General features: G+C 60.9%; 21 protein-coding genes. 1 reads left to right on the plus strand and 20 read right to left on the minus strand.

Annotated features, from left to right (window positions below; translation table 11 throughout):
• Window positions 1-36: 36 nt before the first annotated feature.
• The 11 genes from ureC to urtA form a co-directional block, all read right to left on the minus strand.
• A complete protein-coding gene (gene ureC / locus P3G59_RS03000; protein WP_277760403.1) occupies window positions 37-1,737 on the minus strand; it encodes an urease subunit alpha in 1,701 nt (566 codons plus the stop codon).
• Between the two features lie 201 nt (window positions 1,738-1,938).
• Window positions 1,939-2,244 carry an urease subunit beta gene (locus P3G59_RS03005; RefSeq protein WP_277760404.1) on the minus strand — a complete coding sequence of 102 codons (306 nt, stop codon included), beginning with the start codon at window positions 2,242-2,244 and terminating at the stop codon, window positions 1,939-1,941.
• Window positions 2,244-2,777, minus strand: coding sequence for a GNAT family N-acetyltransferase (locus P3G59_RS03010; RefSeq protein WP_277760405.1), 534 nt, complete (start codon window positions 2,775-2,777; stop codon window positions 2,244-2,246). Before P3G59_RS03010 ends, P3G59_RS03005 begins: the two co-directional genes overlap by 1 nt.
• Before the next feature lie 5 nt (window positions 2,778-2,782).
• Window positions 2,783-3,316: a GNAT family N-acetyltransferase gene (locus tag P3G59_RS03015; protein WP_277760406.1), complete on the minus strand. Its 534-nt coding sequence runs from the start codon at window positions 3,314-3,316 to the stop codon at window positions 2,783-2,785.
• 8 nt (window positions 3,317-3,324) lie between these two features.
• Window positions 3,325-3,627 (minus strand): urease subunit gamma, encoded by a 303-nt coding sequence (ureA, locus tag P3G59_RS03020; RefSeq protein ID WP_007915951.1) that lies wholly within the window; start codon window positions 3,625-3,627, stop codon window positions 3,325-3,327.
• Window positions 3,628-3,855: 228 nt separating this feature from the next.
• Window positions 3,856-4,695, minus strand: coding sequence for an urease accessory protein UreD (locus P3G59_RS03025; RefSeq protein WP_277760407.1), 840 nt, complete (start codon window positions 4,693-4,695; stop codon window positions 3,856-3,858).
• Between the two features lie 43 nt (window positions 4,696-4,738).
• Window positions 4,739-5,437, minus strand: coding sequence for an urea ABC transporter ATP-binding subunit UrtE (gene urtE, locus P3G59_RS03030; RefSeq protein WP_277760408.1), 699 nt, complete (start codon window positions 5,435-5,437; stop codon window positions 4,739-4,741).
• Between the two features lie 57 nt (window positions 5,438-5,494).
• Complete coding sequence (gene urtD, locus P3G59_RS03035; protein ID WP_277762106.1) at window positions 5,495-6,337, minus strand: urea ABC transporter ATP-binding protein UrtD; 843 nt, start codon at window positions 6,335-6,337, stop codon at window positions 5,495-5,497.
• Window positions 6,338-6,360: 23 nt separating this feature from the next.
• Window positions 6,361-7,440, minus strand: a complete 1,080-nt coding sequence (gene urtC, locus P3G59_RS03040) for an urea ABC transporter permease subunit UrtC (RefSeq protein WP_277760409.1) — start codon at window positions 7,438-7,440, stop codon at window positions 6,361-6,363.
• A complete protein-coding gene (gene urtB / locus P3G59_RS03045; protein ID WP_277760410.1) occupies window positions 7,440-8,942 on the minus strand; it encodes an urea ABC transporter permease subunit UrtB in 1,503 nt (500 codons plus the stop codon). The genes urtC and urtB overlap by 1 nt, the downstream gene beginning before the upstream one ends.
• Window positions 8,943-9,273: 331 nt before the next feature.
• The gene (gene urtA, locus P3G59_RS03050) at window positions 9,274-10,539 is read right to left on the minus strand and encodes an urea ABC transporter substrate-binding protein (protein WP_095047339.1); all 1,266 of its coding nucleotides are present in this window, start codon (window positions 10,537-10,539) and stop codon (window positions 9,274-9,276) included.
• 308 nt (window positions 10,540-10,847) lie between these two features.
• Here urtA and P3G59_RS03055 point away from each other — a divergent pair, with 308 nt between their 5' ends.
• The gene (locus P3G59_RS03055; RefSeq protein WP_277760411.1) at window positions 10,848-15,542 is read left to right on the plus strand and encodes a DUF4329 domain-containing protein; all 4,695 of its coding nucleotides are present in this window, start codon (window positions 10,848-10,850) and stop codon (window positions 15,540-15,542) included.
• 169 nt (window positions 15,543-15,711) lie between these two features.
• Here the strand turns inward: P3G59_RS03055 and P3G59_RS03060 are convergent, their stop codons facing one another.
• From P3G59_RS03060 to cbiE, 9 genes are all read right to left on the minus strand, one after another.
• Complete coding sequence (locus tag P3G59_RS03060) at window positions 15,712-17,091, minus strand: PepSY domain-containing protein (protein ID WP_277760412.1); 1,380 nt, start codon at window positions 17,089-17,091, stop codon at window positions 15,712-15,714.
• A gap of 122 nt (window positions 17,092-17,213) precedes the next feature.
• A complete protein-coding gene (locus tag P3G59_RS03065) occupies window positions 17,214-19,334 on the minus strand; it encodes a TonB-dependent copper receptor (RefSeq protein WP_277760413.1) in 2,121 nt (706 codons plus the stop codon).
• Window positions 19,335-19,418: 84 nt separating this feature from the next.
• A complete protein-coding gene (locus P3G59_RS03070; RefSeq protein WP_277760414.1) occupies window positions 19,419-19,865 on the minus strand; it encodes a DUF2946 domain-containing protein in 447 nt (148 codons plus the stop codon).
• Window positions 19,866-19,886: 21 nt separating this feature from the next.
• Complete coding sequence (locus P3G59_RS03075; protein ID WP_277760415.1) at window positions 19,887-20,366, minus strand: copper chaperone PCu(A)C; 480 nt, start codon at window positions 20,364-20,366, stop codon at window positions 19,887-19,889.
• Window positions 20,367-20,414: 48 nt separating this feature from the next.
• Window positions 20,415-20,813 (minus strand): DUF2946 domain-containing protein, encoded by a 399-nt coding sequence (locus tag P3G59_RS03080; protein WP_277760416.1) that lies wholly within the window; start codon window positions 20,811-20,813, stop codon window positions 20,415-20,417.
• Between the two features lie 47 nt (window positions 20,814-20,860).
• Window positions 20,861-21,172 (minus strand): hypothetical protein, encoded by a 312-nt coding sequence (locus tag P3G59_RS03085; protein WP_277760417.1) that lies wholly within the window; start codon window positions 21,170-21,172, stop codon window positions 20,861-20,863.
• Between the two features lie 303 nt (window positions 21,173-21,475).
• On the minus strand, window positions 21,476-22,204 hold the full coding sequence (locus P3G59_RS03090; RefSeq protein WP_277760418.1) for a cobalt-precorrin-6A reductase: 729 nt from the start codon (window positions 22,202-22,204) through the stop codon (window positions 21,476-21,478).
• Complete coding sequence (locus tag P3G59_RS03095) at window positions 22,201-23,298, minus strand: cobalt-precorrin-5B (C(1))-methyltransferase (protein WP_277760419.1); 1,098 nt, start codon at window positions 23,296-23,298, stop codon at window positions 22,201-22,203. Before P3G59_RS03095 ends, P3G59_RS03090 begins: the two co-directional genes overlap by 4 nt.
• On the minus strand, window positions 23,291-24,502 hold the full coding sequence (gene cbiE, locus P3G59_RS03100) for a precorrin-6y C5,15-methyltransferase (decarboxylating) subunit CbiE (protein ID WP_277760420.1): 1,212 nt from the start codon (window positions 24,500-24,502) through the stop codon (window positions 23,291-23,293). The genes P3G59_RS03095 and cbiE overlap by 8 nt, the downstream gene beginning before the upstream one ends.
• Window positions 24,503-24,608: the final 106 nt, after the last annotated feature.

Raw genomic sequence — 24,608 nt, forward strand, 5'->3', positions numbered from 1 at the left:
ACGGACCTGCGTGTCCGTATTCAGCGCGCTCCATCATCAAAACAGAAAGTAGCGCTGTGCCATCGGCAATGTTTCCGCCGGCTCACACCACAGCAACACACCGTCAGCCTTGACCTGATACGTCTGCGGATCGACATCGATATTTGGCAGATAGTCGTTGTGGATCAGGTCGGTTTTCTGCACGTCGCGGCAACCTTTGACCACGCCGATTTTTTTCTTCAGACCCAACGCCTCTGGCAACCCGGCTTCCTGCGCGGCCTGGCTGATAAAGGTCAGGCTGGTGGCGTGCAACGAGCCGCCATAGCTGGCGAACATCGGGCGGTAATGCACTGGTTGCGGTGTCGGAATCGAAGCGTTGGCGTCGCCCATCAGGCTTGCGGCGATTGCGCCACCCTTGAGAATCAGCGTCGGTTTCACCCCGAAAAACGCTGGGCGCCAGAGCACCAGATCGGCCCACTTGCCGATTTCCACCGAACCGACTTCGTGGCTGATGCCATGGGTGATCGCCGGGTTGATCGTGTACTTGGCGATGTAGCGTTTGGCGCGGAAGTTGTCGTTGCCTGCGCCATCCTGCGGCAGCGGGCCGCGCTGTTTTTTCATCTTGTCGGCGGTCTGCCAGGTGCGCGTGATGACTTCGCCGACGCGGCCCATGGCCTGGCTGTCGGAGCTGATCATCGAGAACGCGCCGAGATCGTGAAGGATGTCTTCGGCGGCAATCGTTTCGCGGCGGATGCGGCTTTCGGCGAACGCGACGTCTTCGGCGATGCTCGGGTCGAGGTGGTGGCAGACCATCAACATATCGAGGTGTTCGTCGATGGTGTTGCGGGTGAACGGCCGGGTCGGGTTGGTCGAGCTCGGCAATACGTTGGGGAAACCGCAGGCCTTGATAATGTCCGGCGCATGACCGCCACCGGCACCTTCGGTGTGATAGGTGTGAATCGTGCGGCCCTTGAACGCGCCGAGGGTGGTTTCGACGAAACCGGATTCGTTGAGGGTGTCGGTGTGGATCGCCACCTGCACGTCGAACTGATCGGCGACGCTCAGGCAGTTGTCGATGCTCGCCGGCGTGGTGCCCCAGTCTTCGTGCAACTTGAGGCCGATGGCGCCGGCCTTGACCTGCTCGATCAGCGGCTCCGGCAGGCTGGCGTTGCCTTTGCCGGTGAGGCCGATGTTCATCGGGAACGCGTCAGCGGCCTGGAGCATGCGCGCCAGGTGCCAAGGCCCGGAGGTGCAGGTGGTGGCGTTGGTGCCGGTGGCCGGGCCGGTGCCGCCGCCGATCATGGTGGTAACGCCGCTCATCAGCGCTTCTTCGATCTGCTGCGGGCAGATGAAGTGGATGTGTGTGTCGATGCCGCCAGCGGTGAGGATCATGCCTTCGCCGGCGATCACTTCGGTGCCGGCGCCGATGGCGATGGTCACGTTCGGCTGCACGTCCGGGTTACCGGCCTTGCCGATCGCCGCGATGCGCCCGTCCTTGAGGCCGATGTCGGCTTTGACGATGCCCCAGTGGTCGATGATCAGCGCGTTGGTGATCAGCGTGTCGACCACTTCGGCAGCCAGCAACTGGCTTTGGCCCTGACCGTCGCGAATGACTTTGCCGCCACCGAATTTCACTTCTTCGCCGTAGGTGGTGAAGTCTTGTTCGACTTCAATCCACAGTTCGGTGTCGGCCAGGCGCACCTTGTCGCCGACGGTGGGGCCGAACATGTCGGCGTAGGCTTGACGGGAAATTTTCATGCTGCGTCCTTCAGGAAAATAGTGGTGAGCCATCGACCCTCACCCTAGCCCTCTCCCAGAGGGAGAGGGGACTGACCGTGGGTATCTTTCGACAGGCATCGACCTGAAATAGTGAGTCGAGCTCAGGATCTGAAAAGCCCCCAAATCGGCTCCCTCTCCCTTGGGAGAGGGCTGGGGTGAGGGGCAGCGGTGCACACGGTTTCAGAGATCACCCATAACCCGCCCGGCAAACCCGAACACCCGCCGCTGCCCGGCGTAATCCACCAGTTCAACCTCGCGGCTCTGCCCCGGCTCAAAACGCACGGCGGTGCCGGCCGGAATGTTCAGGCGCATGCCGCGGCTGGCCGCGCGATCAAAGGTCAGCGCGTCGTTGGTTTCAAAAAAGTGATAGTGCGAGCCGACCTGAATTGGCCGGTCGCCGCTGTTGGCGACTTTCAGGCTGACGGTGCGTCGGCCGACGTTGAGTTCGATGTCGCCGGGCTGGATCTGGTACTCGCCAGGAATCATCACTGGGCTCCTTGCAGAATCTTGTAATAGAGGGCGGTCGGCCGATAGTTACCGTTCGGGTCGCAGGCGTAATCAGGAATCTGACCCGCGCGGGTGTAACCCAGCGCCTTGTAGAAATCTTCGGCGGGCGAGCCGGCCTCGGTGTCGAGGTAAAGCATGCCGCGCTTGTGTTTGGGCGCTTCGAGTTCCAGCGCACTCATCAGTTGCTGGCCGAGGCCGCGCCGCCGTGCGTGTTCGCGCACCAGCAGTTTTTGCACCTCGGCGCGATTGAGGCCGTTGGCCTTCTGGCACAGGCCCAGTTGCACACTGGCCAGCACCTGCTCGTCCTTGACCACCACCCAGAGCAGCACGCTGCCCTTGTTGACGTTGTCCTGAACCTCATCGAAATACGCACGCGCCTGCGCCGCATCGAGGTCGGCCATGAAGCCGACGCTGGCGCCGTAACCCACGGCATCGAGCAGCAAATCGATCAGACCCTGACGGTAATGCGCAAAACTTTCAGCATTGACGCGGCGCAGTTGGGCGGCGTTCATCGGTGTCACTCCTTGTTGGCGTCAGGCGGCTCCGCGCCAGGGTTGAGGGTCAGTTGCATGAAGGTCAGGTCGAGCCAGCGGCCGAATTTGGTGCCGACCTGCGGCATCTGCCCGGTGGTGATGAAACCGGCGCGTTCGTGCAGGCGGATCGAAGCGGCGTTGCCACTCTCAATGGCGGCGACCATCACATGTTTGTCGCAGGCCTTCGCCCGCTCGATCAACACGCTCATCAATTGCGGGCCAAGGCCATTGCCGCGCTGGTCGCTGCGCACATAAACCGAGTGCTCGACGGTGTGGCGAAAGCCGTCGAACGGCCGCCAGTCACCGAATGAAGCGTAGCCGAGCACGCTGTTGTCGGCGTTGACGATTACCAGAATCGGATAGGCCTGAGCCTGACGGGCGCTGAACCACGCCTGACGGTTGCCGAGGTCGACGGCTTGTTCATTCCAGATCGCCGTGGTGTTGAGCACGGCGTCGTTGTAGATGTCACGGATCGCCGGCAGGTCGGCATGTAGAGCATCGCGAATGGAGTAGGTCATGGCGCGCCTCAGACGATCGGTTGGTGGACGGTGACCAGTTTCGTGCCGTCGGGGAACGTCGCTTCGACCTGGATCTCCGGGATCATTTCCGGGATGCCTTCCATCACTTGCTCGCGGCTGAGCAGGGTGGTGCCGAAGTGCATCAGTTCGGCCACGGTCTGGCCGTCACGCGCGCCTTCGAGCAGCGCGGCGGAGATGTAGGCCATGGCTTCCGGGTAATTGAGTTTCACGCCGCGGGCCAGACGCCGCTCGGCGACGAGGCCGGCGGTGAAGATCAGCAGCTTGTCTTTTTCGCGTGGGGTCAGGTCCATCGTTTGAAATCCATATGGGCAGATTTGTGTGGTTCTTGCGGTGAGCGCGGTGCCAGTTGGAACCACCCCTCACCCTAGCCCTCTCCCGGAGGGAGAGGGGACTGATCGCGGTTGATTGTGTTAGCCGGTCCAGTCAGCAAAGTTGTTTGAGATAACAAAATTCTTTTCATTCGACTCGGTCAGGCTCCCTCTCCCTCCGGGAGAGGGCGGGGGGGGAGGGTGGGGCCATCAGGTACTCCAAATTCGTGGTGGTCGGGCTTCTCGTCCTAGCAGGGCGGGTCTTAGCAATCGCCATAAATCGATGAGCCAAGCACGAGCGAGCAACGCTTCACTGGCCAGGCATCGGGCGACCAGCAACCCCGGTAACTGGGTCAGATCGCCGCGTACTTCGTGATTCAGCGAGCGGCAACGCTCCAGCAGCTCGGCATCGATTTCCCCGGTAACCAGCAGCGTCGCAAACACCGGATGGCCATCCAGCCCGATTGGCGAATCAAGCAAACCGTCGTCGCCGACAATGCGCTGACGTTCATGCCAGAGCAATCGGCCGTCGCGACGAATATCCAGATGCGCCTGAAAATGTCCGCGATCAAAACGCTCGCCACTGGCCGGGCGACCCAACGCCACCACGTCCCAGTAAAACAGCCGCGCATCCCCCTGCAGATCAATCGAAGTGCTTAGCTCAGCCTGGGCGGCGCTGTAGACGATGGTTTCCTGCGGCAGCCATTCGAGCGTCGCTCCGGCAGCCACTTTCAAGTCGAGCTTCTGGTAGGCCGGCCCGCCTGCGCGATACCACTTGGCCGCGCCTGGGCTGGTGATCTGCGCCCAGGCGTGTTGCTCGACGCACACGTTGATGTCGAGACGATCACCGCCGGCAATGCCGCCCGGCGGGTGGACGATGATGTGCTGGCAGACCTCGGGGCCTTCGGCGTACAGGTGCTTTTGCACGCGCAACGGACCGAGATGGCGGCGCATCACCGGACGCGTGCAGTCGCCGAAACGCGCGTAAGCGAGTTCCAGCTCGGCGTGCCAGCTCGGGGTAAACAGGGCAGGTGAAACAGTCGAATTCATGGTGTGTGATTATCGTTAGGAAGCTACAGATTAGTTCGTTGTACTAGATCGTTACCAGCCCGCGTACACCTTCGGCCTCCATATTTTCACCGCGACCCTGCTGGACGATCTCGCCCCGGGACATCACCAGGTATTGATCGGCCAGCTCTGCGGCGAAATCGTAGAACTGCTCGACCAGCAGAATCGCCATGTCACCGCGCGCCGCGAGTTTCTTGATCACTGCGCCGATCTCCTTGATCACCGAGGGCTGAATGCCTTCGGTGGGCTCGTCGAGGATCAATAAACGCGGGCGGCTGGCCAGTGCGCGGCCAATCGCCAGCTGTTGCTGCTGACCACCGGAGAGATCACCGCCGCGACGCTGCTTCATTTGTAGCAGCACCGGGAACAATTCGTAGATGAAACTTGGCACTTCTTTGGCCTCATTGCCGGGAAACCGTGACAAACCCATCAACAGATTTTCTTCCACGGTCAGCCGTCCGAAGATTTCCCGGCCTTGCGGCACGTAGGCAATTCCGGCGTGAACGCGCTGGTGTGGCTTGAAGCTGGTGATCGGTTTGCCTTCCCAGTTCACCGCGCCTTCCTTGGCCGGCAGCAGGCCCATCAGGCATTTGAGCAGGGTGGTTTTGCCGACGCCGTTACGGCCGAGCAGGCAGGTGACTTCACCGACTTTCACGTCGAACGAAAGGCCGCGCAGGATGTGGCTACCGCCGTAGTACTGGTGCAGCTTGTCGACTTGCAGCATATTCAAATTCTCCCCCGGTGATCGTTCCCACGCTCTGCGTGGGAACGATCTAGGTCGTCAGCGGCCGAGATAAACCTCGATCACGCGCTCGTTTTCCTGCACTTGTTCCAGTGAGCCTTCCGCCAGAACACTGCCCTGATGCAACACGGTGACATGGTCGGCAATCGAACCGACAAAGCCCATGTCATGCTCCACCACCATCAACGAATGCTTACCCGCCAGCGACTTGAACAGTTCAGCCGTGAACTCGGTTTCCGCATCGGTCATGCCCGCCACCGGCTCATCGAGCAGCAGCAATTGCGGGTCCTGCATCAGCAACATGCCGATCTCGAGAAACTGCTTCTGCCCGTGGGACAACAGCCCCGCCTGGCGATTGACCGACGTGGTCAGGCGAATCGTCTCCAGCACGTCGCTGATGCGATCTCGCTGCTCGCCACTCAGCCGCGCACGCAGACTGGCCCACACCGACTTGTCGGTCTTCTGCGCCAGCTCAAGGTTTTCAAACACACTCAGCGCTTCGAACACCGTCGGCTTCTGAAACTTGCGACCGATGCCAGCCTGGGCGATCTGCACTTCGCTCATCTGCGTCAGGTCCAGGGTTTCACCGAACCAGGCCTTGCCATGACTGGGCCGGGTCTTGCCGGTGATCACGTCCATCAACGTGGTTTTACCGGCGCCGTTGGGGCCGATGATGCAGCGCAGTTCGCCGACGCCGATGTACAGATTGAGATTGTTCAGCGCCCGGAAGCCATCGAAGCTGACGCTGATGTCTTCCAGGGTGAGGATCGTGCCGTGGCGGGTATCCAGCCCCGGACCGACGCGTTGGCCCAGGCCAATCGAGTCGCGACTGGTGCCCTCGTCCTTGTTCGGCTCCACGGGAAAAAAGGCCGGTTCCAACATGAATTCAGCGCTCGCCGTGACTCTCATTGTTCACCTCGTTTCTTCAGCAGACCGATCACGCCTTTGGGCAAGTACAGCGTCACGACGATGAACAGCGCGCCGAGGAAGAACAGCCAGTATTCCGGGAAGGCCACGGTGAACCAGCTCTTCATGCCGTTGACCACCCCGGCACCGAGCAACGGACCGATCAGGGTGCCGCGACCGCCGAGGGCGACCCAGACTGCCGCTTCAATCGAGTTGGTCGGCGACATTTCGCTCGGGTTGATGATGCCCACTTGCGGCACATACAACGCACCCGCCAGGCCACACAAAACCGCACTCAAGACCCACACGAACAGCTTGAAACCGCGCGGGTCGTAGCCGCAGAACATCAAGCGGTTTTCCGCATCGCGCAGCGCCGTCAGCACGCGACCGAACTTGCTCTGCGCCAGGCGCCAGCTGATGAACAGACTCGCCACCAGCAACAACACCGTGGCCAGAAACAGCACCGCGCGGGTGCCCGGTTCAGTGATGCCAAAACCGAGAATCGTGCGGAAATTAGTGAAGCCGTTGTTGCCGCCAAACCCGGTCTCGTTGCGGAAAAACAGGAGCATCCCGGCGAAGGTCAGGGCCTGGGTCATGATCGAGAAGTACACGCCTTTGATCCGCGAGCGGAAGGCGAAGAAACCGAACACCAGCGCCAGCAACCCGGGCGCCAACACCACCAGACACATCGCCCAGACGAAGCTGCTGGTGCCGCTCCAGTACCACGGCAATTCGCTCCACGACAGGAAGGTCATGAACGCTGGCAGACCATCGCCGGCAGCCTGGCGCATCAGGTACATGCCCATCGCGTACCCGCCGAGGGCAAAGAACAATCCGTGACCAAGGGACAGCAGACCGGCGTAACCCCAGACCAGATCCAGCGCGAGCGCGACGATGGCGTAGCAGAGGATTTTGCCGACCAGCGTCAGCGTGTATGCCGAGACCGACAGCGCACTTTCCGCTGGCAGCAGTGATAGCAGCGGCAGAGCGATCAGCAGCGCGAGGATCACTGCGCCGACCGCGATCGTGACTTTCGGCCCGGCCTTTTGTGTAGCGGTAACAAGCAGAGGCTGGTTCATCAGTCGATCACCCGTCCTTTCAGTGCGAAGAGACCTTGCGGACGTTTCTGGATAAACAGAATGATCAGCGCGAGGATCAGGATCTTGCCGAGCACCGCACCGATCTGCGGCTCGAGAATTTTGTTGGCGATGCCCAGGCCAAATGCCGCGAGCACGCTACCGGCCAACTGGCCGACACCACCGAGCACCACCACCAGAAACGAGTCGATGATGTAGCTCTGGCCGAGGTCCGGGCCGACGTTGCCGATCTGGCTCAGCGCCACGCCACCGAGGCCGGCGATGCCTGAGCCGAGGCCAAAGGCGAGCATGTCCACGCGACCGGTCGGCACGCCGCAGCAGGCGGCCATGTTGCGGTTTTGGGTGACGGCGCGAACGTTGAGGCCGAGGCGGGTTTTGTTCAGCAGCAACCAGGTCAGTACGACGACGAACAGTGCGAAAGCGATGATGACGATGCGGTTGTACGGCAGCACCAGATTCGGCAGCACTTGAATGCCACCGGACAGCCACGCCGGGTTGGCGACTTCAACGTTCTGCGCACCGAACAGCAGGCGCACCAGCTGAATCAGCATCAGGCTGATGCCCCAGGTGGCGAGCAGGGTTTCCAGCGGTCGGCCGTAGAGGTGACGAATCACCGTGCGTTCCAAAGCCATGCCAATCGCCGCTGTGACGAAAAACGCTACCGGCAGGGCGATCAGCGGATAGAACTCGATGGCCTGCGGCGCATAGCGTTGGAACATCAACTGCACCACGTAGGTCGAGTAGGCGCCGAGCATCAGCATCTCGCCGTGGGCCATATTGATCACGCCGAGCAGGCCGAACGTGATCGCCAGACCGAGCGCGGCCAGCAGCAGAATCGAGCCGAGCGACATGCCGCTGAAGGCTTGTCCGAGGATTTCGCCGATCAGCAGTTTGCGTTTGACCTGGGCGAGGCTGGTTTCGGCGGCGGTGCGCACAGTGGCATCGGCTTCGACGCCGGGCTCGAGCAAACCTTCGAGACGAGTGCGGGCGAGTGGATCGCCGGTTTCGCCGAGCAGTCTTACGGCCGCGAGGCGCACGGCAGGGTCAGTGTCGACCAGTTGCAGATTGGCCAATGCGAGGCTCAGGGCGGCGTGGACGCTTTCATCTTTTTCGCCAGCGAGTTGCTGGTCGAGGAATTTCAGGTGCGCGGGTTTCGCGCTTTTCTGCAATTGCTGCGCGGCGCTCAGACGGATTTTGGCGTCGGCGGCGAGCAATTGGTGGCTGGCCATGGCGGTGTCGATCAGACCCCGCAGGCGGTTGTTCAGGCGCAGGGTTTTTGCTTGGCCGTCGATGGTCAGCTCGCCTTGTTGCAGGGCGTTGATCAGTTCGATACGCGCCGGATCGGGCTGCGCGGCCCAGGTTTCCAGGAGTTTGGCCTGTTGCACGGGATTGGCCGCGACGAAGTCTTCGGCATCGCCGGCGTGGGCCAGCATTGGTAGCAAAAGTGCGATGGCTATGAGAAAGCGGTGTATGGCAGTGGGCATTAGTGGTGTCCTGTTAACCGCCCCCTCACCCTAACCCTCTCCCGGAGGGAGAGGGGACTGACCGAGGTGTTTGGACGATGTGCTGCGACCTGCGAATTCGAGCCGAACTCAGGCTTTGAAAAGCATGAAGATCGGCTCCCTTTCCCCTCTCCCTCTTGAAATTGAGGGGACTGACCGAGGTGTTTGGACGATGTGTTGCGACCTGCGAATTCGAGCCGAACTCAGGCTTTGAAAAGCATGAAGATCGGCTCCCTTTCCCCCTCTACCCCTTGGGGGAGAGGGCTGGGGTGAGGGGGTAGATCTCAAGCCCGCCTCAAAAATTGAATCCGCCTCAGTTGCTCTTCACCGCATAATCCGGCTTCTTGTCGTTGCCCTGAATGAACGGGCTCCACGGCTGCGCACGGATCGGCCCTTCGGTCTGCCACACGACGTTGAACTGACCATCGCTCTGAATCTCGCCGATCATCACCGGTTTGTGCAGGTGGTGGTTGGTCTTGTCCATGGTCAGCGTGTAACCCGACGGCGCAGCAAACGTCTGCCCGGCCAGCGCTTCACGCACCTTGTCGACGTCAGTGGATTTGGCTTTTTCTACTGCCTGCGCCCACATGTGGATGCCGACGTAAGTGGCTTCCATCGGGTCGTTGGTCACGGCTTTGTCCGCGCCCGGCAGGTTGTGTTTCTTCGCGTAGGCCTTCCAGTCATCGACGAACTTCTTGTTCACCGGATTCTCGACGGATTCGAAGTAGTTCCACGCCGCGAGGTTGCCCACCAGCGGTTTGGTGTCGATGCCGCGCAGTTCTTCTTCGCCGACCGAGAACGCCACAACGGGTACGTCGGTAGCCTTCAGGCCCTGGTTGGCCAGCTCTTTGTAGAACGGCACGTTGGAGTCGCCGTTGACCGTCGAGATGACCGCAGTCTTGCCACCCGCCGAGAACTTCTTGATGTTGGCGACGATGGTTTGATAGTCGCTGTGACCGAACGGTGTGTAGACCTCTTCGATGTCCTTGTCGGCCACGCCTTTGGAGTGCAGGAACGAGCGCAGGATCTTGTTGGTGGTGCGCGGGTAGACATAGTCGGTGCCGAGCAGGAAGTAGCGCTTGGCGCTGCCGCCTTCTTCACTCATCAAATATTCAACCGCCGGGATCGCTTGCTGGTTCGGCGCGGCGCCGGTGTAGAACACGTTCGGCGACATCTCTTCGCCTTCGTACTGCACCGGGTAGAACAGCAGACCGTTGAGTTCTTCGAACACCGGCAACACCGATTTACGTGACACGGAGGTCCAGCAGCCGAACACCACGGCGACCTTGTCCTGGGTCAGCAACTGCCGGCCCTTTTCGGCGAACAGCGGCCAGTTGGATGCAGGGTCAACCACCACCGGCTCAAGCATCTTGCCGTTCACACCGCCCTTGGCGTTGATCTCGTCGATGGTCATCAGCGCCATGTCTTTGAGCGACGTTTCGGAGATCGCCATGGTGCCGGACAACGAATGCAGAATCCCCACCTTGATGGTCTCGGCGGCCTGGACTGTCCAGGTCATGCCCATCGCGGCAATGGATGCCGTGAGTGTGAAAGCCTTGATCAAACTGCGACGCTTCATTGTGCGATCTCCATGAATGTTTAATTTTTCTGGTTGGCAGATGCGGACGACTGAAGGTGTGTTTTGCAAGGGCTGTGCCCGGTCGGGATCGGGCAGAAAAATGTCGGTTTAGAGCGGTTGCGTGGCCATGGCCTGCACCAGCAACGGACATCTTGTATGCAGTGGTGCGCAGGCATGCGCCAGATTGGGGCGGCGGGGCGGCTACAGAAGTGGATACAAAAACGATAACCCTGCACCACTTATCTCAAGCATCGGAAGGCGACACTCATTCGATAGTTATCCCGAGCTCTCTCATTAGGATTTTTATCATGACTGACGTGTCAGGCCGTTTCGGCCGTGCACCACTCCCATCGCGCAAGAGCAAGGTGCCGCCACTGAGTCCGCCTTTTCTGACAGATGAGGATGCCGCTTACTGGGTCCACAACCGAATTCCTGCCAATGCCGATCGCGAGTATGGAAGTGTGATTCTGCTTCGAGACGATGGACACTTTTTCGCCAGCTCACCGGTTCCGGGAGAAGAAACCTCCTTCGATTTAGGCACCATCATTGACTTCGATACCTTGGGGTTTCCAGCACCTCCCGATGGGTACCGGTTTGCTGCAAACGTTCACAGCCATCCGCCCATTTACGATGAAATGCGCCGCTCCTATCCATCTTTGGATGACATGAACCTGCGGCTCTTCATCAATTTATTCTCCGATGCCGATTTCATGGGCGATGTGGATGGACGCGCGTACTTTCGCAGCGCCTATCTTTCCGGTCCCGATGGAACATTGCTCAAGTACACGTCCAGCGGTTCGGCGCAGGAACGCAGCTTTTACAACTGGTACGACGCGGGTTCACCGCCAGGCCATCCGGACGGGGCTTATGACGTCCCGAGCATCATCAACAAGATGGCCTCTGTCGGTGAGTTGAAAGTCATTGTGTCCAATGCAGACTGGGCGCATTCCGTAGGTCGCGTGCCGCCGGGCTGGCAGCGCGGTCAGGCATTTGCCACGGGCGTGTCCGGGCTGCCGCTGATGACCCGCGTGTGTGCCAGTGCGGAACGAGCCGTGCTCGCTGCTCTCAAGCCCAAGGGCGCACAGACTTCGGGACTGGTGCTGAAAAAACTCAATGCCGAGGAGTACGTAGCGACGCAGGCGCGCAAGGCCGGATTGGCGGCGTGGGAGCCGGCGAACTACTTTGCCCGAAGTGACGACGGCACGTTGAGCCTGCCGACCGGGTATGGGCTGGAGGGGTTCTATTTCGCGTCCCGACCGGATCCTTCACGGTTTCCTCCCGTTCAACCGTGGCTGTACGAAAACTTTTTCACTCCGCAGGAAATGGCGCATGCCATTGCTTGTCGTGCCAAGAGTCAGCATTTGTCCGCTGCCGGCAAGCCTCTTTCGTTGTACATGCAGGCAAAAAACGCTTCGATGTTGAAGTACACCTTCAGCGGCAATCAGATTGAAGCGGCGCTGAGCATCGAAAAAGCCGACGGGAGCATCGACGACGGTGGCTTGCAAGCCAGACTCCGGGCCGGGACGCTGCGCCCGCGTGAGTTCGTCTCGGCGGTGATTCTGGCCGGACGCCTGGAAGTGTTGCGGGGCAGTCCGCTGTGGGCTCGGCTCGGGCCGGTAGAGATCAATTGGACACCCTTCGCGGACTTCACCTGGCCGGTACTGAGCCGCGAGTTTTTGTCGGCCGAGGATGCCGCCGGATATGCCCATGAACAGATTGGCAACCGGCGCGACCGCCAGTTTGCCGGTTACATCTTCCAGCACGACAATCAGCGTTTCGTGGTGACTGAACCGCTCGAGGGGGGGATGGCCGCGCTCGCGCTGGGGCAGTTCTATCCTCGCGATAATGCCGGGCGTTTCATTTTCCCCGACGAGCATGTCTTGCACGCCCGTTATATATCCCACGAAGCGCTCTCGTGTCTGGATCCAGTGAAAGTGGACGATTTGAAATGGACGCGCCAGGAAGCCGCACTGAGCCTGCAAATGATCAGCGTCGAGGAGATGCGGCAGGTGCTGCTCGATGAAATTCCGCTGTATCTATCAGGCGCCCAGAACAGCCTTGTCGGTTTTGTACCTTCCGAGAATCCTTTTGCCCGGGATCTGGATAAACGTCTGGGCACCCGGCGGCATCCGGGGGTGTTGGCACTGGCGCTGGAAAGTGGTGCCACCCGGCCCCAGGACTTTATCCGGCAGCAGGCGGCGGCGGGTCGACTGACGGTGCTGGCGAACAACAGCGAGTTATGGGGGCCGCGGGGGCCGGTATCGCCTGTCTGGACGATTCCCGCGCAACCGTGGACTTGGAGCCGCCCGGCGCAGGTGGCGTTCGGCGCGGTCTTCTCTACGGCGGATGACGCCGCACAAGATCGCTACTCCCGCGATACACGTTTGCACGATACCGAGAGGGCGTGGTTCGGGTTTATTCTCAAACACCAGGATAAGGAGGCGTATGTCGCCACCGAACTGTTTCCCGTCCTGGAGCAGAGGAACAATGTATTCCAGTTGCAGAGCATGTTCGGACCTCGAAGGACACCGCCCTGGTATCAGTTTCCGGAAGGTTTCAATCGGCATGCGCATTTTTATTCGCGTCAGCGGGTAAAACATCCCGCCAACGGGCCGGACTCCTGGCTGGGGCAGTACTTCATTGCGCCGGACGACATTGCTATTGCAGCGTACTATTCCCGCCGTCGCCCGGTCACGGAACCGGATCAACCTATTGCGCTGTACATGTCGACGCAGGACGGCGCGCTCCTGTCATATAGCAAAAGCAAGGCGAGCAAGCTGTTTGATGACGGCACGCCCGCTCTGACGCTGGACGCTATCAAACGTAATCTGGCTCGCGGAAAGTTATTGCCTGCGGACTTCGTCCGTTTGGTTGCCAACAGTGGTGAACTCAATGTCCTGCGAACGACGCTGTGTTGGGACAGGCCCGGACCAGTGACTGCGTCATGGCAGGCCTTTGCAAATCTGCAACGACGCGAACTCAGCCCGGTTTTTCGCAGTGCCGATGATGCGGCGTCCTTTGCCCGATCCCGCCTGCCCGCCGTTGTGCTCAAAACCTATGGTGGGCTGATTTTGCAGAGGTCCGATTCGCTATATGTTGCGACCGCTCCGATCGAAGTCTCCCAGGAGGATTTCGACGTCACCGAGATCTACCCGGAAGAAAGCCGGAACAGCGGATTATTTCCTGCCGGGTGCCGGATCACCGCGCGCTATCGGTCGAGAGTGGTGAGGGGGCTGTCGGTGCTGTTGTCGGATATCGAGAAACAGACTTACCAGAACATGCTGTCGGTAGACACGCTCTACTCGGCGTTTACTCGCGTGTCGGGGAGGGTGAGTCAAGAGTATCTGTTCGCGCCTGACGGTTCGCTGGTTCGCTATCAGTCGGGGCTCTGGGCGCGCCTGCGCGCCGACCTGGCCAATGCACTGACAGCCTCAAAAACCTTGCCTGCGGATCTCGACGGGAAAAAAATCAAACAGTTCATACGCAGTGGGGAATTGAAACCCAGTGCATGGGTCGACTCGCTGACCAAGGCCGGTCACCTTCAAGTCGTGACCGGCAGTCGTTTGTGGGGATTGCCCCGACTGGTCAGCCGATGGCAGCCCTTTTCTGCGGATCGGCTCCCCGTGACCGACTACACCAGAGCGAGCAGTGCGCCGGTCTGCAGTCCGGTGTTCATTCAGGCAGACGCTGCCGCTCGAAATGTTCATGAGGCCTCCGTCAGCAGAGACAGCCCGACCTTCGGCTTCATTCTGCGCTCTCGCGATGGCCTGTTCATTGCCAGTCTCCCCGTTGAGGTGCAACGTTCGTTGTTAGGACTGGATCGGGTATTCGAGCAAGGACGGCTGCCAGCAGGTTTTATGCTCGATTCTATTTACCTGCGCGCACCACTCCCGCCTCTGGGGGCGCTGGACAATGATTTTCGGCATTTTTTCATCTCGCCCACCGATGTGCAGCAAGCCTGCGCGCGGGCCAATACCCCGCAGGGATACAAGCCGATCTATTTTTCCTGTGCCGATGGTGCGCTGTTGAGACTGGCGCTGCATCCGTTCGAGCCCGGAGCCTTTTATGATGAATTCGGACAGATCCAACTGCGACCCAATTCGTTTGCGTCGCCGCTACAGACGGCGAACGATGAGCGCGACATTGCCAAAGGCACCTTCGACTTTCCCGATTACGTTCGCCGGATGGCACGGGCCGGCATACTTGAAGTCATTGAAACCAGTGCCTGGTGGTCGCGCCATGGCGTGGCTGATGAGGGCTGGCAGCCGCATATGGTCGAAGTTTCCAGCAACGAACGGTGGAAAGCCAATCCGGTCCCGGCGCTGGGGCCGGTCTTTCATCATGGCGACGACGCCGCGCGCCACGCTCAGGCACGAGCAGGCAAAGAGCCAATAATCGACACGGGATATGAGGGGGCGATACTGGCGCGCCTGCCGTCCCGGCGGTTTGTCCCGCTCGAACCGGTTTCCTATTCCGCTTACGATGACAGTCCACTGGCCCGGATATTCCGTGCGGCAAATGATCCTTCGAGCAATTGGCGTAATCCGGCGCCACGTTATCCTGACGGTTACACTTTGGTGGCCAGTCATCAGTTTCACCTGTCGGGCAACACAACGCTTGGACCGGACAAGGAAAAGGTCTATGCGAATTTCGCTTCCCCGGCCCTGGTTCATGCACACACGCATGAACTGAAGAACAAGGGCTTCGACATCCAGAGCTACTACTACTCCACACCCAACGGCGTACTGCTCCAATACATTCCTGTTTACACGCCGGCAGAAAAGGCTCTGCTGTTGACTCGATCTGTGGTGTTCGAAAATGGCAGATGGGTCAGTCGGCTAACCCCGGACGAGTTTGTTTCCAGGCTCATGGAACTCGGCGAGTTCCGAGTGCTGGTAGCCGGGCATTACTGGAGGCAGACCGGGCGAATGGGAAATACCTGGCGAACCCGTCGGCAGCAACCGCCCAGTTTGGGCATTGTCCGGATCAAGGACGAACTTTGACCTGAGGTCATGCGGTTTTTTACGACGGGGTATTGGATGTGCCGCCACAGGGCGTAGCGACAGCTGGCCATACGCCGTGGAAACCTCGGCTGAAGGTTTCCACGGTCAGCAAGTCGTCGATCCTCGACGTACCCCGCGCCTGCAGGTTAAAAAGCGAATCGTGTCTGTTTCATTGTGACGTCGAGGCCGATTCAGGTTGCCCGCCGAATCGCGACAACAGCAGTCGATCCAGCAACCACACCACCACCAGCGAAGCCCCCACCAGCGGGAAAATAACCGCCAGCGCGAGCATGATCAGAACGCCGGTTTTCCACTTTGGCAAATCATGCCGCAGCGGCGGTACGCCGAATTTTCCTTGTGGCCGACGCTTCCACCAGATCACCACACCGCTGACGGCGCTGAGCAGAATCATCAGGCAGATCAGCAGCACGACGATCTGGTTGAAAGTGCCGAACATCTTGCCTTCGTGGAGCATCACGCCGATTTCGGTGGCACGGGCGACGGCGCCATATTGCTCGAAGCGCACATCGGCGAGGACCTTGCCGCTGTATTGATCGATGTGCAGGGTGGCGTCGTTGCGCGGGTCGTCAGCGAACACGGCAATGGTGAACACACCGGTGGCGGTGGTCGGCAGGGTGATGCTGTAGCCGGGTTCGACCTTGCGTTCGGCGGCGATGTCTTGCACATCTTGCAGGCTAATGGTGGGGGCCGCAGGACCCTCATTGGCAGCGCCGTGGGCCATGTGTTCGGCGTGGTCGCCGGACATCGGCATCGGCGTGTTTTCCATCGCCCATGGCACGGTCTGGCGCGTGGCGGTGTTGAGGCTGCGCGCCTCGACATCGGAGGTCGGCACGTTGTCCCACATCGCCGCCGGGAACACGTTCCACACCTGCGCGTATTGCTTGCCCCAGAAACCGGTCCAGGTCATGCCGCTGAGCAACATCACCAGCAGCAACGTCGCGCCCCAGAACCCGGTGACCGCGTGCAGATCACGCCACAGCACGCGGCCGCGACTGTTCAGCCGTGGCCACAAAATCCCTGCGGCCTGACCACGCGGCCACCACAGGAATAGGCCGGACACCACCAGCACCACGCCCCAACCGGCGGCCATTTCGATGAGGCGGTCACCCACGGTGCCAATCATCAATTCACCGTGGGTGGCGCGGGCAATGGCTTGCAGGTTCTGCTTGGCATCCTGCTCGCCGAGGATGTCGCCGTGGTACGGATCGACAAATACGTTGAGTTCGTGGCCGGCGTTTTTCACCACAAACTGTGCGCTGCGTTCGGCGTTCACCGGCGGCAGATACTGGGTGATCTGACCTTGTGGATAAGCGCTTTTGACCCGTTGCAGCAGGTCATCGGCCGAGACAGTGTGATGGCCGGCGGGGACGTTGAGCAGGCTGCTGTACATCAGCGAATCAAGCTGCGGCTTGAACAGATAAATGATGCCGGTCAAGGCCAGCATCACCATGAACGGGGCGACGAAGAGACCGGCGTAAAAATGCCAACGCCAGGCCAGGTTGTAGAAATTCGGTTTGGGCTGTTTCATCACGTGTGCTCCGCTGGGCGAATTTTTTTAGATCAAGAGATCGCAGCCTTCGGCAGCTCCTACAGGGTGAATGCGCTCCCATGTAGGAGCTGGCGCAGCCTGCGATCTTTTGACTTTTCTTGTTAGAAACTCATGTCGACCTTGGTCCAGAGCGTGCGCCCCGGTTCATTGATCGCTTGCGGGTCGTTGGCCGGGTAGCCGAACCCGGCGTTGCCCGCCAGGTTCAGGTGTTCGGCGTAAGCCTTGCCGAACAGGTTGTCGACGCCGCTGCTGACCTTCCAGTGCTTGTTGATCCGGTAGGCACCGTTGAGCGAGAACACGCCGAAGCCCGAACTCTTGTCGTAATCCTTGCCGACCACGTTGCCCTTGTTCTGATCGATACGGTTCTGCGCGGCAACCACCCTCCACAGTGCGCCGGCGCTCCAGTTGTCTTCGCTATAGGTCAGGCCGAAACGCGCATCCAACGGCGGCATCTGCGGCAGAGCCTTGCCATCGCTGCTGTTCTTGCCCCAGGCGTAAGCCAGGGTCGCATCGGCTTTCCAGTGGTCGGTGAATGCGTACGCAGCACCGAGTTCACCGCCCATGATTCGCGCGTCGATGTTCTCGGCGCGCGAGGTGCTCATGCCCATCATTCCCGGGGTGTAGTCGAAGAGGATGTAATCGCGAACCACACCGATGTAACCCGAGGCCCAGGCTTCGAGGTCGGCGCTCTTGTAGTTCACGCCGAAATCGACCTGAGTGGTTTTTTCCGGTTTGATCGAATCGAACGCATTGACCGATCCGGCCGGGCCGGACTGGGGCGAAAACAGCTCCCAGTAATCCGGGAAGCGTTGCGCGTGGCCTAACCCTGCGTACAGCGTGGTCGGGCTGTCGGCCAGGTCATGCTCATAGCGCACGAAACCGCTGGGCAGGGTGTCGGCGCGGGTGTCGTCGGCGGTCGGGTTAGCACGGCTCATCATTCCCGAGCCGGTTGTTTGCCGGTAATCCTTGGCTGAAGCGCGGTCGACGCGGGCGCCAGTGATCAGTCGATCGCGGTCGGCGGCGTACCAGGTCATCTCGCTGAACACGCCGTAGTTATGGAAGTCGGCGTCCTTGCTGTACGGCTGATCCTTGTAGGTATCGACGCCCATGCCGCTGCGCTGGCGGTGCTCGTTGGTCTGCGCGTCGAGGCCGGTGATGAGCTGGATATCAGCCCAACGCCAGGTTGCTTTGATCCGTGCACCGAGGGTGCGGCGTTCGACATTGGATGCCATGGGACCTGCCATCATCCCGGTGCCGGACGGCGTGCGCAGGGTGTAGTTGTCCATGACGTGGTCGGCGTAGTTGTAGTAGACCTGTGCTTCAAGTTTCTCCAGAACGTCGGTGATGTTGGATTTTTCGAAACGCAGGCCGAGGCTTTCACGCAGGAACTGCGAGCCGTCCATGCCGCGCCCGGCGTAGCGCGCTTCGCCGTCGCCCTTGCCGGCGGTGAGTTCGATCAGCGTGTCGGCGTCCGGGGTCCAGCCGACGGCGACGTCGCCGTTCCACTTGTCGTAGCGCGAGGCGACGATGTCGTTGTTGCCGTCGCGGTAGTCGTCGGAATGCGCGGTGTTGCCGATCACGCGCACGTAGCCCAACGGGCCACCGGCAGCGGCGTCGACGACCTTGTCGAAGCGTCCGTGGGAGCCGGCCAGAATGCTCGCGTTCACGCGGGTGCCGAGTTCGCCGAAGCTCTCTGGCTCACGGTCGAACAGCACGGTGCCGGCCGAGGCGCCAGGCCCCCACAGTACCGTTTGCGGGCCTTTGATCACCGTGAGTTTGTCGTAGGTTTCCGGCGAGATGTACGAGGTCGGCGCATCCATCCGCCCCGGGCAGGCGCCGAGCATCATGCTGCCGTTGGTGAGGATGTTCAGGCGTGAGCCGAACATGCCGCGCAACACCGGATCGCCGTTGGTGCCGCCATTGCGCACCAGCGCAAAGCCCGGAATGGTCTTCAGGTAATCGCCGCCGTCGCTGGCCGGCACCGGTTGGCGCGGATCCTTGGGGTTGGTGACGATGGTCAGTGGTGAACTGGGGGCAATCGCGGTAATTACCGTCGGGCTGAGTTCTTCGTTGTGGCCGGTGTGATCATCGGCCAGTACCAGCGGAGACAGCAGGACGCCGCAAAGGACGGCGGTAGCGTGCCTGAAACGAATTCGCGATTCGTTCAAAGCGAAGGACGCCGGGGCAGAACCCGAGCGTGGTACAGCAGCAAACCTGGACATGACAATTTCCATCAAACAGTCGTAAACGACACGGCCGGCAGCCTGAAGCTGTCTTCTCAACCGTGTGCAATCAAAGGTGCGTGTCTACGTTGCGATGGGCGGGGCGCGGCTGCGGGCGCCGGGGAAGAACGTCTGCCGTGCGTGGCCCAGGCGTGGGGAGGGCGGGGTGAAGGTGTTCAGCGGCGGGATGTTGAAGGTGACGAAATCGCCACCGCCGGTCAGTGCCGGACAATTGAACAGCAGGCTGCAATAGCCGCACTTTTCCCAGAGCACGTGGTGCGAGGATTGCGGTGGACAGTGTTCTGCCGTCGGTTGTGCGTCATGGCCGCTGTGATCCATGCCCGGCATGTCCATCGACATGTCCATGCTCATCGGCATCGAAGTCGAGGCGTGTTGATCCATCGGCATCGACTGAGAAATCAGTGGGCCGATGAAGATCATCAACATGGCGAACAGGGCGATCCAGCTGCCGCGAGTCAGGTGTTGAGTCTGACGGCGTTGCCGGGAGGGCCTGGCGCTCAGCGGGCGCATGGGCGGATTCTGCCGTAAGGCTTACTGAGCGTGCGCGTGAGCCTGCGTGGTTTCCGGTGGCTTCTTCTGCACCGAGACTTCGACGGTGACGTCACCGGCCTTCTCGAAATGCAGCGTCAGCGGGAAGCGTTTGCCGTCGCTGAGCAGGCTGCGATCGGTCGGGTTGAGCAGCATCACGTGATAGGCCATCGGCGCAAACGTCACGTTGCCGCCGGCCGGAATCTCCACGCTTTTCACTTGCTGCATCTTCATCAAGTCGCCCTGCATCACGTGTTCGTGCAGTTGTGCTTCTGGAGCGATGGGCGAGTCGACGCCGGTCAGTCGATCGTCGGTCTTGCCAGCGTTGTGAATGATGAAATAGGCCGCGACTGTCGGCGCATTCGGCGGCAGTTCCTGCGACCACGGATGAGCGATTTCCAGCTCGCCCACCTTGTATTCGTGAGCATGGGCAAAGCACGCCGGCAACAGCAGCGCAGCGACGAGGATGAGTTTGTTCAACATGGCAGTTCTCCAGAACGATTTGAAACGCAGGTCAATTGCGCGAACAAATCAAACCAGAGGGGAAGCGCGGGGATTGAGGCTTGGCCATTGCTGGCGCGGCGTGGGTGTTTGCAGAGAGGCGGGTGCGACGCTGCGATTGCTTTCGTAGCGGGCGAAATACAGCTGCGGTGAGTGCCCCGGCAACGCCACCAATGGCGCGGAGCCTGAGCAACACCAGCAATGCTGCATGTTCGAATGAGTGTCGTTGGCCGGGGCTTTTTGATCGGTGGTGCCAATATTGATCGCCACCATCTTCGTCCCGCTGCCGGTGCAGAAACTGCTCCAGAGCAGTTGTTCGGCCGGTGAATTAGCCGCCTGCGCCATCGCTCCCGTCATCGGCATGGCGAGCATGTTGAACAGCACTGCAAAGCAGGCGATCCAGGCAATGGCTAGCCGGTGTCGGTTCATGGGACAGATCCATTGGGTGGGCGATCAGGCGCGGCTATTTAGCCTGATCAGGGCCGATAAGTAAAAAAGCGTCGTGCGGTTTGGTGTCGCAGCGCATCCTGCAAAAGCTTGAGAAGTCTGCGCCCCAGCTCGATTTCGCCGTTATAAATGAGTGTAGCGGCTTCGATTCGCATTGCCTGGGCGAAATTCGAGTCGCTTTCTATTCGTGCACGAATGGTCTGCTTGACGTCTCGGAGCGCTACTCGGTTGAGCTGCCCATCGCCCGGGTCTTCAATCTCACAGCCCTTGATGTATTGGCTGATATCGGCAGGTGTTTTGAGGTGATCCTTTACGTCGAAACGGCAGAATTTTTCTGACATTGGATGTGTACGCCCCTGGAATCAAAGACGGTGAGCGTAAATGTGGACTCTGACTGCCGAAAGTCAGCGATTCGTTAAGTCGTTGTGGGCAGTGTCCGGCGCGTTTGTAGGATTCAAGTCATATGCCGGAGGTCAGATCTTCAGTCGAACCCGTGACATTGTAGGAGTGAGCCTGCTCGCGATAGCGGTGTGTCAGGCAATGAGGTGCTGGCTGTGCTGACGTCATCGCGAGCAGGCTCACTCCTACAATGGGTCTGTGTCGTCCAGATGATCTGCGTACACCGGAGTGACGGTACGAATGATTTAAATACGATTGAAGGTCGCGAGGGCAGCGAGAATTTCGTCGACCGAGGCAAACTCCCGATCAACCCCCGCCAACCCCGGTCGCTTCAACACAATCACCGGCACCCCACGCTCGCGTGCGACTTCCAGCTTCGGCTCGGTCGCGGTGCTGCCGCTGTTCTTGCTGATCAGCACATCGATCTGCCGCCGTTCGAACAGTGCGCGCTCATCCTCCAGCAGAAACGGCCCGCGAGCGCCGATCACTTCGCAGCGTTGGTTGCCGGGGTAGATGTCGAGGGCGCGCAGGGTCCAGAACTGCTCTTCAGGAATTTCATCGAGATGTTGCAGCGGTTCGCGGCCGAGGGTGAACAGCGGTCGGCGAAACGGTTTGAGGGCAGTGATCAGCTCGGCCCAGTCGCCGACTTCGCGCCAGTCATCACCGGGCTGTGGCTGCCACGCCGGGCGCCGCAATGCCCAGCAGGGGATGCCGGCCAGTTGCGCGGCGGTGGCGGCGTTCTGGCTGATTTGCGCGGCATAGGGGTGCGTGGCGTCGAGCAGCAAACCGATGTCTTCGTCACGAATGAATTGCGCCAGACCTTCGGCACCACCATAACCACCGACGCGCACCTGACAGGTCAGGTCGGTCGGCACCCGACCCACGCCGGCCAGGCTGTAAATGTGTTCAGGCCCCAGTGTGCGAGCAATCGCCAGCGCTTCCGTCACACCGCCAAGCAGCAAAATCCGCTTCATGCAAAACCCCCGGCCTGCCCGACAATCCCGCCCTGACGATCAATCGCAAACACCTCGACCTGCACCTGCGCCGGCACCACGCTGCGGGCGAAATTCAACGCATGTCGACAGACTTCATCACCGAGCGCGATCCCCGCCGCACTGGCCATCGCCAATGCCTGCTGACTGGTATTGGCCTCACGAATGCCTTGCTGCAACGCCTCATCCGCGCCAATCGCCGCCGCCCATTGCGCCAGTTGCGGCAGGTCGATACTCGAATGCCGCGAGTGCAGATCCATGTGTCCGGCCGCCAGTTTGCTGATCTTGCCGAAGCCGCCGCACAGGCTGAGTTTATCCACAGGTACTTTGCGCAGATGCTTGAGCACCGCGCCGACGAAGTCGCCCATTTCGATCAGAGCGATTTCCGGCAGGTTATAGACCCGGCGCATGGTGTCTTCGCTGGCGTTGCCGGTGCAGGCGGCGATGTGCAGATAACCGTTGGTTTTCGCCACGTCGATGCCTTGATGGATCGAGGCAATGTAGGCCGCGCAAGAGAACGGCCGGACGATGCCGCTGGTGCCGAGGATCGACAAACCCCCGAGAATGCCCAGACGCGGATTCATGGTTTTCAGCGCCAGCGCTTCGCCGCCCTCGACGTTGACCGTGACGTCGAAGCCGCCGCCATAACCGGTTTCGGCGGCGAGCAGCGTCAGGTGATCGCTGATCATCTTGCGCGGCACCGGATTGATCGCCGGCTCACCGACGCCGAGCACCAGTCCCGGCCGGGTCACGGTGCCAACCCCGACACCGGCGTTGAAACGAATCCCCGGCTCGCTCAGCAGCCGCACCCGCGAGTAGAGCAGCGCACCGTGGGTCACGTCGGGATCGTCGCCGGCATCCTTGATCGTCCCGGCCTCGGCGCCGTCGTCGGTCAAACGACAGAACTCCAGACGCATCTGCACCTGTTTGCCTTTGGGCAAGACGATCTGCACCGCATCGGCCGAGATCCCGCCGAGCAACAGGCGCGCGGCGGCAAGGCTGGTGGCGGTGGCGCAGCTGCCGGTGGTCAGGCCACTGCGCAGGGGCGCGGGTTGTTCGGCGGTTTCGTCACGCATCAAGGGGTTTGACCAGATCAAGCAGAGTAATCGGCAGCGCTTGACGCCAAGTGTCGAACTCGCCGAGCGGCTGCGCCTGCGCGACATGGATGCGCGTCAGCTCGCCACCGAAGCGTTCACGCCAGCTCATCAGGGCCACTTCGCTTTGCAGGGTCACCGCGTTGGCGACCAGACGGCCACCGGGTTTGAGGTGCGTCCAGCAGGTTTCGAACACGCCTTCACGGGTCACGCCGCCGCCGATGAAAATCGCGTCCGGGCGTTCCAGCCCAGTCAAAGCCTGCGGTGCCTTGCCGCGAATCAGTTGCAGGCCGGGCACCCCCAGCGCATCGCGGTTGTGCTCGATCAATTGCTGACGGCCGTCATCGGCTTCGATGGCCAAGGCGCGGCAGCTCGGGTGTGCGCGCATCCACTCGATGCCGATCGAGCCGCTGCCGGCGCCGACGTCCCAGAGCAGTTCGCCGGGTGTCGGCGCGAGGCGGGCGAGGGTGATGGCGCGCACATCGCGCTTGGTCAGTTGGCCGTCATGCTGGAAGGCCGAGTCGGGCAGACCGGCGAGGCGCGACAGGCGCGGGGCGTCGATATCGGCCAGGCATTCGATGGCGATGACATTGAGATCGGCTATCCGTGCGTCGTCCCAGGCGTTGGCGGTGCCTTCGATACGCCGTTCGGCGCTGCCACCCAGATGTTCCAGCACGCTCAGGCGGCTCGGACCGAAGCCACGTTCACGGAGCAATTGCGCGACCGCCGCCGGACTGCTTCCGTCATTGCTCAACAGCAACAGACGCACGCCGCTGAACAACTGCGCATTGATTGCCGCCAGTGGTCGAGCGACCAGCGACAGCGTCACCACGTCCTGCAACGGCCAACCGAGGCGGGCGGCGGCCAGTGAACAGGACGAGGGTGCCGGCAGAATCAACATTTCCTCGCTTGGCACCTGGCGGGCGAGGCTGGCACCGACGCCGTAGAGCATCGGGTCACCGCTGGCCAATACGCAAACTGCTTCGCCACGCTGTTCGAGCACGGGCGCGAGGGAAAACGGGCTGGGCCACAATTGCCGCTCGCCGCGAATACACACCGGCAGCAAATCCAGTTGGCGCTGGCCACCGACGATCCGCGAGGCGCCCAGCAGGGCACGCCGGGCGTTTTTGCCCAGGCCCTTGAAGCCGTCTTCACCGATTCCCACTACCGTCAGCCAGGGTGACATCTATATTCCTCTAAACACGCCGTTCCGACGGGCAGTCTTTTCATGCCAGCGGACAAAGCAGGCATAATACCGCGCCTTCGCCCGCGAAGCGCCTTTCCCACGCAGC

This window comes from Pseudomonas sp. A34-9 (genome assembly GCF_029543085.1).
Lineage (GTDB): Bacteria > Pseudomonadota > Gammaproteobacteria > Pseudomonadales > Pseudomonadaceae > Aquipseudomonas.

Bases quoted from the DNA above. Each gene is read 5' to 3' on its own strand.
- P3G59_RS03065 (WP_277760413.1), bottom strand. From the start codon at position 19,334: ATGTCCAGGTTTGCTGCTGTACCACGCTCGGGTTCTGCCCCGGCGTCC.
- P3G59_RS03060 (WP_277760412.1), bottom strand. From the start codon at position 17,091: ATGAAACAGCCCAAACCGAATTTCTACAACCTGGCCTGGCGTTGGCAT.
- P3G59_RS03070 (WP_277760414.1), bottom strand. From the start codon at position 19,865: ATGCGCCCGCTGAGCGCCAGGCCCTCCCGGCAACGCCGTCAGACTCAA.
- P3G59_RS03075 (WP_277760415.1), bottom strand. From the start codon at position 20,366: ATGTTGAACAAACTCATCCTCGTCGCTGCGCTGCTGTTGCCGGCGTGC.
- P3G59_RS03025 (WP_277760407.1), bottom strand. From the start codon at position 4,695: ATGAATTCGACTGTTTCACCTGCCCTGTTTACCCCGAGCTGGCACGCC.
- urtC (WP_277760409.1), bottom strand. From the start codon at position 7,440: ATGAACCAGCCTCTGCTTGTTACCGCTACACAAAAGGCCGGGCCGAAA.
- P3G59_RS03055 (WP_277760411.1), top strand. From the start codon at position 10,848: ATGACTGACGTGTCAGGCCGTTTCGGCCGTGCACCACTCCCATCGCGC.
- urtE (WP_277760408.1), bottom strand. From the start codon at position 5,437: ATGCTGCAAGTCGACAAGCTGCACCAGTACTACGGCGGTAGCCACATC.
- urtD (WP_277762106.1), bottom strand. From the start codon at position 6,337: ATGTTGGAACCGGCCTTTTTTCCCGTGGAGCCGAACAAGGACGAGGGC.
- ureA (WP_007915951.1), bottom strand. From the start codon at position 3,627: ATGGACCTGACCCCACGCGAAAAAGACAAGCTGCTGATCTTCACCGCC.
- urtA (WP_095047339.1), bottom strand. From the start codon at position 10,539: ATGAAGCGTCGCAGTTTGATCAAGGCTTTCACACTCACGGCATCCATT.
- P3G59_RS03010 (WP_277760405.1), bottom strand. From the start codon at position 2,777: ATGAACGCCGCCCAACTGCGCCGCGTCAATGCTGAAAGTTTTGCGCAT.
- P3G59_RS03095 (WP_277760419.1), bottom strand. From the start codon at position 23,298: ATGCGTGACGAAACCGCCGAACAACCCGCGCCCCTGCGCAGTGGCCTG.
- P3G59_RS03090 (WP_277760418.1), bottom strand. From the start codon at position 22,204: ATGAAGCGGATTTTGCTGCTTGGCGGTGTGACGGAAGCGCTGGCGATT.
- ureC (WP_277760403.1), bottom strand. From the start codon at position 1,737: ATGAAAATTTCCCGTCAAGCCTACGCCGACATGTTCGGCCCCACCGTC.
- urtB (WP_277760410.1), bottom strand. From the start codon at position 8,942: ATGCCCACTGCCATACACCGCTTTCTCATAGCCATCGCACTTTTGCTA.
- cbiE (WP_277760420.1), bottom strand. From the start codon at position 24,502: ATGTCACCCTGGCTGACGGTAGTGGGAATCGGTGAAGACGGCTTCAAG.
- P3G59_RS03080 (WP_277760416.1), bottom strand. From the start codon at position 20,813: ATGAACCGACACCGGCTAGCCATTGCCTGGATCGCCTGCTTTGCAGTG.
- P3G59_RS03015 (WP_277760406.1), bottom strand. From the start codon at position 3,316: ATGACCTACTCCATTCGCGATGCTCTACATGCCGACCTGCCGGCGATC.
- P3G59_RS03085 (WP_277760417.1), bottom strand. From the start codon at position 21,172: ATGTCAGAAAAATTCTGCCGTTTCGACGTAAAGGATCACCTCAAAACA.
- P3G59_RS03005 (WP_277760404.1), bottom strand. From the start codon at position 2,244: ATGATTCCTGGCGAGTACCAGATCCAGCCCGGCGACATCGAACTCAAC.